The sequence below is a fragment of the Bradyrhizobium retamae genome, assembly GCF_001440415.1.
In the GTDB taxonomy this organism is placed as follows: Bacteria; Pseudomonadota; Alphaproteobacteria; order Rhizobiales; family Xanthobacteraceae; genus Bradyrhizobium; species Bradyrhizobium retamae.
On record NZ_LLYA01000228.1, the window covers coordinates 1 to 11,965 of the forward strand.

The 11,965-nt window shown below is 57.8% G+C and carries 13 protein-coding genes and 3 pseudogenes; 6 read left to right on the top strand and 10 right to left on the bottom strand.

Features of this window, described 5'->3' with window-relative positions:
* Positions 1 to 665: ISL3 family transposase (locus tag CQ13_RS39720; protein WP_197427595.1), on the top strand; the 665-nt coding region annotated here is incomplete at its 5' end.
* A gap of 693 nt (positions 666 to 1,358) precedes the next feature.
* Here CQ13_RS39720 and CQ13_RS44105 read toward each other — a convergent pair.
* From CQ13_RS44105 to CQ13_RS39735, 3 genes are all read right to left on the bottom strand, one after another.
* The gene (locus CQ13_RS44105) at positions 1,359 to 1,640 is read right to left on the bottom strand and encodes a hypothetical protein (protein WP_197427596.1); all 282 of its coding nucleotides are present in this window, start codon (positions 1,638 to 1,640) and stop codon (positions 1,359 to 1,361) included.
* A gap of 874 nt (positions 1,641 to 2,514) precedes the next feature.
* Entirely contained in the window at positions 2,515 to 2,829 is a 315-nt protein-coding gene (locus tag CQ13_RS39730; RefSeq protein WP_156434194.1) for a hypothetical protein, read from the bottom strand.
* Positions 2,830 to 3,242: 413 nt separating this feature from the next.
* Positions 3,243 to 3,479: a helix-turn-helix domain-containing protein gene (locus tag CQ13_RS39735; RefSeq protein WP_057848203.1), complete on the bottom strand. Its 237-nt coding sequence runs from the start codon at positions 3,477 to 3,479 to the stop codon at positions 3,243 to 3,245.
* 381 nt (positions 3,480 to 3,860) lie between these two features.
* Between CQ13_RS39735 and CQ13_RS39740 the strand changes: the two genes are divergently transcribed.
* Positions 3,861 to 4,061 carry a hypothetical protein gene (locus CQ13_RS39740; RefSeq protein ID WP_057848204.1) on the top strand — a complete coding sequence of 67 codons (201 nt, stop codon included), beginning with the start codon at positions 3,861 to 3,863 and terminating at the stop codon, positions 4,059 to 4,061.
* Between the two features lie 209 nt (positions 4,062 to 4,270).
* Positions 4,271 to 4,837 (top strand): DUF1993 domain-containing protein, encoded by a 567-nt coding sequence (locus CQ13_RS39745; RefSeq protein ID WP_057848205.1) that lies wholly within the window; start codon positions 4,271 to 4,273, stop codon positions 4,835 to 4,837.
* Here CQ13_RS39745 and CQ13_RS42280 read toward each other — a convergent pair.
* Positions 4,834 to 5,007, bottom strand: a pseudogene (locus tag CQ13_RS42280) (transposase); the annotation flags it as partial. The gene CQ13_RS39745 and the pseudogene CQ13_RS42280 sit on opposite strands and share 4 nt — an antisense overlap.
* A gap of 85 nt (positions 5,008 to 5,092) precedes the next feature.
* Positions 5,093 to 5,341: a hypothetical protein gene (locus CQ13_RS44110; protein WP_156434195.1), complete on the bottom strand. Its 249-nt coding sequence runs from the start codon at positions 5,339 to 5,341 to the stop codon at positions 5,093 to 5,095.
* A gap of 449 nt (positions 5,342 to 5,790) precedes the next feature.
* Here CQ13_RS44110 and CQ13_RS47510 point away from each other — a divergent pair, with 449 nt between their 5' ends.
* Entirely contained in the window at positions 5,791 to 5,973 is a 183-nt protein-coding gene (locus CQ13_RS47510) for a helix-turn-helix domain-containing protein (protein WP_082637912.1), read from the top strand.
* Between the two features lie 365 nt (positions 5,974 to 6,338).
* On the opposite strand, the pseudogene CQ13_RS42290 reads toward CQ13_RS47510, so the two are convergent.
* Together CQ13_RS42290 and CQ13_RS39760 are read right to left on the bottom strand one after the other, a co-directional pair.
* Positions 6,339 to 7,004: pseudogene (locus CQ13_RS42290) on the bottom strand (transposase); the annotation flags it as partial.
* A gap of 243 nt (positions 7,005 to 7,247) precedes the next feature.
* A complete protein-coding gene (locus tag CQ13_RS39760) occupies positions 7,248 to 8,075 on the bottom strand; it encodes an SDR family NAD(P)-dependent oxidoreductase (protein ID WP_197427597.1) in 828 nt (275 codons plus the stop codon).
* A gap of 395 nt (positions 8,076 to 8,470) precedes the next feature.
* Here CQ13_RS39760 and CQ13_RS46280 point away from each other — a divergent pair.
* Positions 8,471 to 8,663 (top strand): annotated as a pseudogene (locus CQ13_RS46280) (integrase); the annotation flags it as partial.
* Between the two features lie 106 nt (positions 8,664 to 8,769).
* On the opposite strand, the gene CQ13_RS39765 reads toward CQ13_RS46280, so the two are convergent.
* The 3 genes from CQ13_RS39765 to CQ13_RS47520 form a co-directional block, all read right to left on the bottom strand.
* Positions 8,770 to 9,225, bottom strand: a complete 456-nt coding sequence (locus CQ13_RS39765) for a lipocalin-like domain-containing protein (protein WP_057848208.1) — start codon at positions 9,223 to 9,225, stop codon at positions 8,770 to 8,772.
* 193 nt (positions 9,226 to 9,418) lie between these two features.
* Positions 9,419 to 10,009 (bottom strand): hypothetical protein, encoded by a 591-nt coding sequence (locus CQ13_RS47515; RefSeq protein ID WP_430649746.1) that lies wholly within the window; start codon positions 10,007 to 10,009, stop codon positions 9,419 to 9,421.
* Positions 9,939 to 10,430 carry a hypothetical protein gene (locus CQ13_RS47520; RefSeq protein ID WP_430649745.1) on the bottom strand — a complete coding sequence of 164 codons (492 nt, stop codon included), beginning with the start codon at positions 10,428 to 10,430 and terminating at the stop codon, positions 9,939 to 9,941. The genes CQ13_RS47515 and CQ13_RS47520 overlap by 71 nt, the downstream gene beginning before the upstream one ends.
* A 341-nt stretch (positions 10,431 to 10,771) precedes the next feature.
* Here CQ13_RS47520 and CQ13_RS39775 point away from each other — a divergent pair, with 341 nt between their 5' ends.
* Positions 10,772 to 11,407 carry a tyrosine-type recombinase/integrase gene (locus tag CQ13_RS39775; protein ID WP_057848209.1) on the top strand — a complete coding sequence of 212 codons (636 nt, stop codon included), beginning with the start codon at positions 10,772 to 10,774 and terminating at the stop codon, positions 11,405 to 11,407.
* Positions 11,408 to 11,965: the final 558 nt, after the last annotated feature.

Consider the following 11,965-nt stretch of genomic DNA (forward strand, 5'->3'; position numbering starts at 1 on the left):
CCCAGACCGACAGGGTGGTGCTCGTGGCTCGGCCGAAGTCAGCGGCCTCGCTCTGCCCCTGTTGCGGCGGCCAGACGGGTCGCGTCCACAGCCATTACGAGCGACGCTTAGCCGATCTGCCCTGGCAGGATCGGGTTGTCGAAATCCGGCTTCAGGCGCGACGCTTTCGATGCGCGAATCCGCAATGCCCGCGTCGGATATTCACTGAGCGGCTACCGGCAACGGTGCGGCCGAAAGCAAGACGCACAACCCGCCTCGGCGAGAGCCAGCTGGCGATCGGCTTTGCGGTCGGCGATGAGCCCGGCTCTCGCCTGTCGCGCAAACTGGCCATGCCGGTCAGCGGCGACACGTTGCTCCGAATGATTCACTCGGCTCCCTTGCCGGATTTCGTTGCCCCGACCGTCGTCGGCATCGACGATTGGGCTTGGCGTCGTGGCCAGCGATATGGAACGATCATCTGCGATCTGGAGCGCAATTGCGTGCTCGATCTGCTTCCCGATCGTAACGCCGGCAGTGTTGCGCGCTGGCTGAAGCGCTGGCCGGAGATCAAGGTCGTCGCCCGCGATCGTGCGGGACTTTATGCTGATGGCGCACGCTGCGGCGTCCCCGACGCGGTGCAGGTGGCGGACCGCTGGCACCTGGCACCTGCTCAACAGTCTGGGTGAGGCCCTGCGCCACGCGGTCGGCCGCCATCGTCACAACGTAGCCGCCGCCGTGCAAATCATGGCGTCCGCGCAACGAGCGAAGACCGGCAGTTCCGCGCCGCCGCCCGGCCTTGCACAGTTGCGGGCGGATCGAAAGGCCTGCGCGACGCGAACGCTGGGATGAAATCTGTCGCCTACGCCAGCAAGGTTGCCCGACATTCAGGAAGCCGCCACAACGGCGACCAAGAAAAAAGGCCGCTTGAACGAACAAGCGGCCCAAGTCTAGGGAGGAAACGCCCAAGAGGGCAGCGATAGCGCATGGCGCCACCGCACTGCAGTAGATGCGTTGGCGGGGCATAAAACGCAAGAGGTTGACTTCCGGATCGATGTCAAAGTGCGCCTTTTTCCAGCCTTGCTTACTCCGCGTTCGGGCAATTCGCCAGACAGCTCCGGATGTTTTGGACAAGACCAATAATCGCGATCAGGAGTATGTGGCGCTGTTGAGATCACTACAAAGACAGGTTTGTTCCACCATCACTTTACGATGAGGCCGACAAATCGCGTCCCAGATCACAAAAGCAAAGGACCGCCATAATCTGGTCGGTCAATTCAAATCCGGTGACAAATATCGTCTGGTAGTCGGTGAAATGCAGCGTTTAAGTGGACGTCTCCGCATCGCGGTCGATTCCGGCAACGTCATGGAATGAGCGATCCTCAAATCCCGCAGTATCGTTGCCCTCTGCCGCCAATGATCGTGTCATTTCCGAGAATCGTCTCCGCTTCCGCGCTGCAGCGCCGAAGTTGTGCCCGCCGTACCAGCAGGAGCCAGAATTTGTCGTCTCCAGCACCACGATCCAGAACATCGCCATTAGGGCCACCCGAAAGCGTACTTTGCGCCGAGGTCGCATTGGTGAGGAAGTGATCACCTGCACCGCCACGGAGCGACTGGGCACCAGTTCCTGCGTACTGATGGTCGTTACCGCTGCCGCCATTCAAGGTGTCAGTGCCGGCGCCCGATAGATGATGTCATGCCTGCGCCGCTAAACAGCCACCTGTAACTACTCGCTTCATGACCGTTGACGACGTCGTCGCTTGCCATAGACCGTGTCGTGCCCATCGGACAAGTTAGAGTGTCGGCGCCCTCGTACCTCCCGCTTCTCGGCCGGCAGATCGGGCACGCCTTATGTTTATTCGGCAGCACAAACTCAGCTATGTAGCGGATTTGCTCTGTCTCGGTCTTGTCGGGACGCGGATGGGATGTCCGCGCCACATCCGGGGTGGTTCGGTTTTGATCCATTCCCGGATTTCCTTGACGATGACGGGCCCGGGCCGCTCCGGGAAAACGGGCTTGGGAGCAAATGCCTCGTGTGGAATATCGATTCGGTCGCTCAAGAACCAGCTCCTAGTTGCAAATTTACCACGTCCCGCCCGGATCCTTACGAATCTCTAATGAAACCGTGCTTTTGACCGTTGATAACGCCTGTTAAACTGCCCGATACCTAACGAACGTGAGTGGTTTCAATGGGATGGAAGTTGTGATCCGTGACGGAATACGTTGAAACCCTATAAAAATAGGGTTTAGTGACTTTGCCCCTCCGATCGCTTGCCGATTTAAATTTTTTTTGCGCGTCTAAGTCGTTGATTTTCAACGATGCAACCCGTCACGAATGCTTTGTCCGTGACGCAATCGAAGAAGTGCCCATTGTTAAAGGGCTTTTTCATTTTGCTTGGTCCGGTTACTTACCGCTTTTGCGCCGCGTCCCTGCGACGCGCGTGACCGCCTGTGCGCTGGCGACGGCTGGCCCTCGTCCTTAGCGGCGCGCTGTACGGCGTTCCTACGGCCTTGCCCCTGACGCCTGGCGCCTGTCCCCTATCGTGATGACAGCGACGTGCTCGACGCCGGCGTGTCGCTCGTCGGACCGGTGCTCGATGGCATCGCTTGCGCCTGCGCGTGCCAGACCAGCGCGGCTTCCTCCCGCTCGGCGCGCAGCCGGTCACGCCCAATCTCGCTCAAGCGGACCTCACGCTGTTGCTGCGTCAGCGCATTTGCATAGTCGCACTGGTCCAGCTCGGCTGAAAGGGCGCGGATCACCGCTTCCTTGTGCAACCAAATCGTAAACGCGAACGTGTCGGAGATCTCGCCACTCGCGCTGCCGGTGACCGCTGCCCCCTTGTCGGCGGTCATCGCGACCAGCGGAATGTGCACCGTGTGCTGCGGCCATGCGACACTGCCAAAGTGCTCCACAAGCCCATCGATGGACGGCTGGGCTCAATAAAGGGCTGAACGTGATCGAGTTCATGCCCGGCTTCGTTGAAGCAGTGCAATCGCTCGGAAAGCGACCCACTCGCCCAAGGCCAAAATGATCGACACGGACTTGCTACAAGACGGTAATGGCGGGATGGGGCGCTAAGGAATAAGGCGGCGCATCGCCGCTCCTATTTGGTAAAAAAGCGGCAATCCAAAGCCAGCTTGAACTGACATAGAACCAGTCGGCCAGTTCAAGCGGCCAACCCAAAGATCGCACTTCACAAGATGTTCGTCTTCGATGTCGAAGAACGGTAAGTTCGCCAACGCGCCAGTACGTCATTCGGAAGACGTTAAGCGGGGCTTACTTCAATCGACTTGCGGGCGTCCGGCAGCGTTTTGAGCCATACTCTCAAATCGTCCGGCAGGATGATCGTACGCCTCCCGTGCTTCTTGGCCTTGAGATCACCGTTGCTGATCGCCTCGCGAATGGAGGTCAGCCCGATCCCGGTGAGGGCGCTTGCCTCCTCTGGTGACACCGACAGCCGTTCCGAGAGCGGTACCTTTCCCTTCTGCCCGAACTCGTTCATCACTTAAGCCCCTTATCATTTGCGGGCCACAACGGCGTGGCTAGTCGCGTCCCCCTTGTCCTCGACCTGGCGAACAACCTCACGCGCCTCCTTTGCGTAGCTTGTACAGCCGCCGTTAAAGAGCGCATCGGAAAACGTGATCATCCCCCACATGATGCAATTGGCCGTGCCGAAGCAAAATGGTTGTCAAAAATGCGTGGCACAATTGGATACCCAAGCGAATGAAAGGAAAAGTTCTCGCTTCCCAATTTCTTCGCCCCTATCGGCCGCATCTGCTGAGAGAGGCACACACATCGGACCAGCATATAGAGCCAACTGATGGAGAGTTGCGCCTCAATGCGGCTGTGCTAGTACGTCCACTCTCGAATCGAGGAGCTAAAAGTGGCGAAGAAGGCAAAGAAGACGGCTACGAAGAAGAAACCTGTGCGTCGCGAATACACAAAGGCTGACGTGAAGGAGCTGCGCGCTCATTCGAAAGCGAAGACTCCGGTTGCAAAAATTGCGAAGCTCACAAAGCGCTCCGAAGGCTCACTCCGCCAAAAGGCGCTCAAGCTTGGAATCCGGCTCGGTCACCAGCGCTAGAAGGCGGCATCATGACGCTCTTCAATAGAGTGTTCTCGACCAGAACGTTATTGCAAATCATCTGCGTTCTCGTCGCGGTTGTCGCAATGAAGTTGTTGAGCGCTCATTATGACTTCAGCTGGGCAGCCGCAGTTGGCGGTTGACTAAGTTGTAGACTCATAATCAGATAAGTTGTGGCGGGGAAGTTCTAGACGGTTTAAACTGGGGTCATGACCATAACGCTCTACGACCTTGGTGTGCCCACGTTTCTGCAAACCACCAGAGCGGTATCGGGTGTCCTCAACCGCGCCACCAAGCATTGTGCCGAAACCGGTGCCAACCCGGACGATTTCGTCCACGCCCGCCTCCATCCCGACATGGCACCTTTCCATTTCCAGATCGAATCCCTGAAGAATCATGCCGTGTGGGGGCTGGAGGCGGTGAAGACGGGCGTGTTCGCTCCACCGCCTCTGGCGGGAGCGATGTCCTTCACCGACCTACGGGCCACAGTCAGTCAGGCGGTAACGACGCTGGAGGCGTTAACCCCCGAAGACGTCAATAGCTGGTCCGGCAAGGACCTGGATATTGATGTCTTCCGACCCGTTGACGAGGAAAACGCCTCCACTTCGGCCTGGGCCCCTCGGACCCTAGCTTTCACGCCCGAGACCTTCCTTCTCTCGTACTCGCTGCCCAACTTCTATTTCCACGCCGTTACGGCCTACGACATCCTGCGCACGCGGGGCGTGCCGATCGGAAAGGGTGACTACGAGGGCCGACTGCGCACTAGGACTGCCTAGCCCCTAGGATCTGTGGCCGTCGTGCCATAAGCGCGCAACCACAGTCGCAATGAGGCGAGTTTGACCATGGCGAGGAAGTTTTCGGCGAGCTTGTCGTAGCGGGTGGCGATGCGGCGGAAGTGTTTGAGCTTGCCGAAGAAGCGTTCGATCTGATTGCGTTCGCGATAAAGGGTCCCACCTAGCGGCGAGCTATCACGCGACGTTCAAGCGTACGAAGTAATGGCGCCTTCAGAGCCGCAGGGTGAAGGAGACTAGTCAAAAATCTAGCGCGGGCGATTTCCCGATATGTGCGGCAGGACTCGAACCAGCAACCAGGCCGTTATGAGCGGCGGGATAACGATCGGCTTCGTTGATGTTGCTGTTTTTTGTCTCAATCCGATCGCGTTCGTTGCGCTTCGGTTGGATCGTTTCTGGTGCGAAACTGGTGCGGTCACGCCTGCTCGTGCAGACGAGTCGAGATTGACATCTATAGGTCTCTGTCGCCGCTCTTTTCAGGATGATCATCGAGCGGATCGACTTGGCCTCTCAGGGCTGAAACAGGGGTTCGATTCCCCTAGGGAGCGCCAGCAAACTCAGGCACTTAGGTAGCCATCAGCCGCGTTCGTTGAATAATGGTTGAATAATACGCTGCTGAACAGCGGCGAACGCTTGGGGAATTTGCTGCCGACATTAGCAAGACTAGCCTCGGCACGATGCCTCACTGTGGCTGGCGTATTCGCGAAAAATTTCTCGTCGCCCTTTGTGTCCGGAAATATTCAAACCGCCGCAGACGTGCGCTGTCGTACGCGAGCGTCCTCGAATGTTCGCATTGACGTTGCTCGTCGCATCAACTCTCGTCCTGTCGAGCTTTGTGCGAATAGGAGGGCCACGTGAGATGCAATCGACGAGAGAAAGCTAGCGGACAACAGTCACATGGCAGTCTATCCGCTCCGAAAGCCGCAGAACCGAGCACGATGCCATTCGCCCAGGGGTTCACCTGCACGATTGACGATGCATGCGAAGTGACCGGCTTGGGACGCACGAAGCTTTACGAGTTGATAGGAGCTGGGCCTATCGTCACGACAACGATCGGACGTCGGCGACTAGTAGTGGTGCGCTCACTTCTGGCGCTCCTTGACACCAACATGTCGAACTAATGGACGTGCGACTTAAGGGAGCAACCCCACTTTGAACGCGCTTTTCCTCAGGCACTCATTTTGATGACACGACCGTGCTCCCTTAGCCGGTCGAACTCGTCCGCCCACCGCCGCATCATCCGCACGGCGCTCCTGCCAGAATTCGGCGGCATGGGTATAGGCGCACGGATTTCATTCGCCTCCTGATGCGCAAGTTGACGTTCGATCGCATCCGCTTGTCACTTGCCGCTTTCGTTCGGGAGCGTTGACGCGGTGGATCGCAGGCCATGAATGGTCAATTCGATCTGCTCTCGGCGCAGCGGCCGGCGGATACGGGAAAATGATCTCGCTCAATGAGTCTGCGTTCTCATCGATGAGTGCCGTTTTGTTCTATAAGCGAAGAATGCCGGTCCCTTGTGAGCGCCGGTCCATTGGGCCGCGGGATCGGACGGCGAACGAACTTTGGCACAACGTCGCTGGCGACGCCCACGCCGTATCGTCGAGGGTCGCCAGATACTCCTTCACCGCGCGGCTTGACCTCGCCGGATCGCGATCCCTGCGCCAATCCTGACCCGCGATCGAACGTTGCTTGTTAGCGTTGGCCGCAATCAGGCTGGCATCGACGGCAAAGCCTTCACCGTCAACCAGACCGGCCGCGATGCACGCCTTGACGGCCCGCTCGAACTTGTGGCGGAAAACATCTCCATCGCGGAAGCGATCGTTGCGGGCGCGCAAAAATGCCGAATGATCCGGGATAGCATCCTCGATACCGAGCTTGCAGAACCAGCGAGGCGAGGTTCACCTGTGCTTCACGACAGATCAGCCGCTCCGAGCGGATCGCAAAGACATACCCCACGACCAGCATCCGGATCATCAGCTTCGGATCGATCGACGGGCGACCCATAGACGAATAATGAGGTGCAGGTTCGCTGCGAAGCCAGGACAGATCGAGAGCAGCGTCGATCTTTCGCACCAGATGATCTTCGGGAACCGCGTCGCTAAGATGAAACTCCTAGAACAGTTGACCTTGGTCACTCTGTCAGACGGCCCATCATGGATCGACCTCGCCAAGATTCGCGTCAGCACAACGGAATCACGGTTCGCGGCATGTCTCAACCGACTTTTGCAACAAAATCGGCCACAAGCGGATTGTGCCAGCTACGATCCCTTCTTGAACAGCTTTAAGGCATCGTGCGCCGCTTACTCCATCTGGACTGTGTAGCCGGACGCTTTCGAGCTTATCGGGCGACGACTTCATCCTCAACTTGCGTGCAGATTTTTACGCTTGGGGTCAGTCAGATGGATGCTTCAACAACGTTCAATGGGCGGCGAGTGCGCCTACGGTACCGACCGTTCGAGCGCCAAACTTGCAAGGCCGATGTGCTACACGCGCCGAACGCCGCGATCAACCGGGATCGCCGCACCATTGATGTAGCGGGCAAGCGGGGAGGCAAGAAACGCCACGAGATGCCCGATGTCATAGGGCTCCCCGAAGTAGCCAGCGGGGATGTTCTGCTTGATGAAGTCCGTCTTCGATTGCTCTTCTGAATCTGCGCCGTGTTGATGCGCCCTGGTGCGATCGTGTTCACCGTGTCGCCATACGGACCGAGTTCTGACGATAGAGTTCTGGACCAACTGACGAGCGCGGCCTTGGCCGGCGCTGCTCCGTTGAGCCTGGGCGCGACAAGTGCGCCCGAGATGTTGATGATTCGCCCCCAATTTCGAGCTTTCATTCCCGCCATGATGAGATCGGTCAACCGTCGTGCCGCCAAGAAGTTGAGCGTTACTGCTTCATCCCAAAAGGCGTCGTCGGCCTCGCCTGTGAGCGGCTTGGCGCCACCAGTGTTGTTGACGAGGATATCGACACGTCCGCCGAGTGCAGCCATGGCTTCAGCAGCGATCTGAGCTGGGCCGCCGTGCGCGCACACGTCTGCCACCACGATTGCCGGACGACCTCCAGCACGCGACGCGAGCGATCCAGCCACCTGCTCAAGCGCAGCGCCAGTGCGGGCACTGATTGCGACACGAACGCCCGCGTCTGCAAGTGCGCCTGCGATGCCGCTACCAATACCACCACTGGCCGCCGTGACGAGCGCGGTCTTGCCTTCCAGGTCAAGATTCATCGACTTTACTCCTCATAGCCCCGACGCAATGCATCCACGCTGATTGAGCATCGATGGAGCGCATCCTTCCAGTCAATTTGGCGACATCTGCCGGCGCCGTGCGTTTCGATAAACAGAACATTATTGACTACCTGAAGCGCCGGAAATTGCAGCGGATGTTCTAATGCCGATGCGGAGGAACATACGGTGTTCTCTCTGGACAGACGCCAGTCCAAGACTCATCATGAAAGGTGATGGAACCACTTACGCTCTCCGCGTAGGTACGATCTCCTGCAAACGATGATGGCCGCCGCCCCTCGGGACTTGGGTATTCGACTCAATATCAAGAAGGTGCGACAAGCGGATTTGAACACGCATTCAGCAAGCAGGGCGCCGACTTCTTCACTGAGGCGGATACGCTTGACACCGCGCTCATCAAGGCTGCGGACACGATCTCGGGCTACATTCAAGGGCTCCTTGACGGAGTTCAAACAAACCGCCTACGCACTGGACCGCGACTCACGAGAAGCAGCCCTGGCCCGCTTCCTTAAGAGGGCTTCAGGTAGTCATCAGGAGGCGGCCGAGGTGGAGCGCCGTTTAGCTGCATAATCCTGAGCTGCAATGCGCGGTTACGGAACGGCCGGTTCTGGCGCAAAGCGGCCGTTCGCACGGACGCTCACGTCTCAGACGGGCCAACAGCAGACTTGACGCCAGATCACTTCGCGCGCTTCCAAACGACGTCGACTATATCTCCCGCCGGAGGACGAACCGTCAGCGTAAGTTGGTCTCCCGCAATCGCCACAAAGCGCTTCTGTTCGGTAGCATCCCAATTTGGAAAGGAACTGCCTTCGACGTGGATTGCGATGCTGCTATCTGCCTCGTTTGTTGAATACGTTCCGAAGTAGGTTATCGTGCCGTCGGCAGTTTCCCTGTTTTCCTCAGGTGTGCCCTGCCACAAGGTATTGCTCGCGTATTTGGCTCGATCTGAGCGCATCACTGTGATGATGTATCGCCCACCAGCATCAAAGAACGCGATGCCCTTCGGGGCGGCCCCATAACGCTCGATCTTGGTGCCGTCGCCCTTCTTTTGCTCCCACGAGAGCAGCGTCCACGTACCAACCAGATGATCTTTTAGTGATTGCTTCTGACCAAGTGCGTCGATTGTCATCATGAACGATCCAGAAGCTGAAATAGCGCATGCGACGAAATTGCTCGCAAAGTCATTGATCTATCCTGAGCACGGATTTGACACCAACGGTCCAGCACCCCGGATGTTACCACGCGCGGGCGAGACCGATAACATATCGCCGGCATGTCCGTATCGGGCCAAATCCGGACATAGCTTGGCTTGGCCTCCAATCCGATTAATCCAGGGTGAATAGACCAAGCGCAGCGCGAACATCGCGCAAGGTGGTATCTGTTATCTCACGTGCTCGCGCGGTGCCGCGTTTGACGACTTGCAGCACATAGCCGGGATCACGAGCCAGTGCGCAGCGACGGTCTCGGATTGGCGCGAGAAGTGCTTGCAGCACGTCCTCCAGACGTTTCTTGACAATGCTGTCGCCCAAACCGCCGCGGATATAGCGCGCCTTCAAATCCTCAACCGTGATGCGATCTTCGTCGAACGCATCCAAGTACGTAAAGACCACGTTGCCTTCGACGCAACCCGGATCGGACGCCTTTAGATGGTTTGGATCAGTGAACATACGCCGGACGGCCTCACGTATTTCATCGGCCGTTGCTGATAGCTGAATAGTATTGCCCTGCGACTTGCTCATTTTGGCTTTGCCGTCGATGCCGGGAAGACGTCCGACGCGAGGAATAAGCGCGTGGGCTTCTGGCAGCACGTCAACACCAGCTTGGCGATTGATGCGGCGAACAACCTCATTCGTTTGCTCGACCAATGGAGCTTGATCTTGTCCAACCGGGACAATCGTCGCTTTGAAACTGGTGATGTCTGCGGCCTGGGCGACGGGATAGCAGAGAAAGCCTGCAGGTGCCGAAACCTCGCGCCTGAATTTCGTCCTTGATGGTTGGGTTGCGCTCAAGCCGCGCCACCGTGACAAAGTTCATGTACAGCAGGGTCAAATCGGCCAATGCCGGAAGATGCGATTGAAGACAGATCGTGCTCTGGTTCGGGTCGATGCCGACAGCTAGGTAGTCTGTCGCGATCTCAAGGACATTGTCACGCACCCGACTGGGATTGTGCGGGTTGTCGGTGAGTCCCTGGGTATCCGCCAACAGCAGGTACTGCCGGTGCGTTGTCTGTAGGGCGACGCGGTTCTTCAACGAACCGACGTAGTGCCCCAGGTGCAACGGTCCGGTTGTTCTGTCGCCGGTCAAGATAACAGGAAGGGTGGCTGACGAATCTTGCATCGCGGTTCTCCAGATTAGGAGCCGCCGTTCAATCGGACTTTTGATGAAAGCAACCTCGCAAGCCGATGAACGGCGGCGACGGTTGGGTAATGATAAAGCCGTGCCGCTCCTAAGTGGAGCGCCACCACAAGTTCGCGAAAGTGATCACGACGACAGTCATGTGGACGATATTGACGGAACTTCCGAGGAAAGCAAGTCGTCTTGATGTCTCAAATGGGTCAAGAGCGCCGCCTGATGGTTTGAATTGAACCGAACTACGTCTTCAATCATCTGAAAGCGGACGTGTTTTCAGCAGCTTACTGGTTTCGGAATGGCCGGCCTCACTAACTGAGGAGGCCACCATGGCTGAAGTCTCAAGCGTTGTCGCAGTCGTATCCAAGCGTGTCCCCTGGAATAAGGGAAAGATTGTTGGAGCGAAGCCACCGCTCCGCCCAAAACACGTGTGGTCTATTCGAACGAAGCTTCAGGTCGAAGGCCGAGTTCGGGACCTCGCTCTGTTCAATCTCGCCATCGATAGCAAACTCCGCGGCTGCGACGTCGTGGCGCTTAGGGTAGATGATATCGCGCCGAGCGGCTATGCAGCCGATCGCGCCAATGTCCGACAGAAGAAGACCGGCCGGCCGGTCAAGTTCGAATTGACCGAGGCAACCCGGCAAGCCGTCGATGATTATTTGAGGGCGACCGGCAAGAGGCTGGGCGACTGTCTGTTCACCGGTCGGCGCGGGTCCAATGTCAGTCTGACGACACGGCAGTATGCGCGGCTCCTCGGTGAATGGATTGCCAGCGTAGGCTTGGATCTGCACCTTTTCGGGACGCATTCACTGCGCCGGACAAAGGCGACCCTGATCTACCGGCGCACCGGCAACCTGCGAGCCGTGCAGCTCTTGTTAGGTCACACGAAAATCGAGAGCACCGTTAGATACCTAGGCATCGAGGTCGACGACGCGCTCGCAATAGCAGAACAAGTTGATGTCTGATCCACCTGGGCGGAGCGGACCAACTCCGCCCCTTTTAGAAAGGCAGCTCAGGGCCACAAGTTGACATTCGCGACGCTACGGACTGCGCGGCTTGATATCTCAGCGGCGTGCCATCTTACTTCGCCGGGCTAACTCGCTTTACACAGACCGTTGTGTACGGTGATGGCGCGCAATTCCAATCAGGGCCAAACGATGAGCCTGTTAGTCTGAACGGCGGCGGGTACAGCACAGACAACACCAAAACTGCGGCGACGAATGCTAGGACCGCTACGATTGCAGCTAACTCCCGAAAGGACGGTTTCGGTGAGTTCGATGGCTTCCAGCGAAATCTCGGCGTAGGTCTCTTCATTAAGCGCGTGGCCAATTGCGTGATAGTCGGGGAAAAGACAGTTGGCCTGAGCGTGTACCAAGACCGTTAACAAACTAAGGTTGTGCGGCCGTGTTTTTTATGTGGTTCCGCTTTGGGTCAATCGCGTCGGATTGCCTGCCTACCGCCGACTTCCGCTCTGCCTCAGTCAACGGACATCGTCAGGTCGGCCCAGCAGGTCCGTTTCGGAC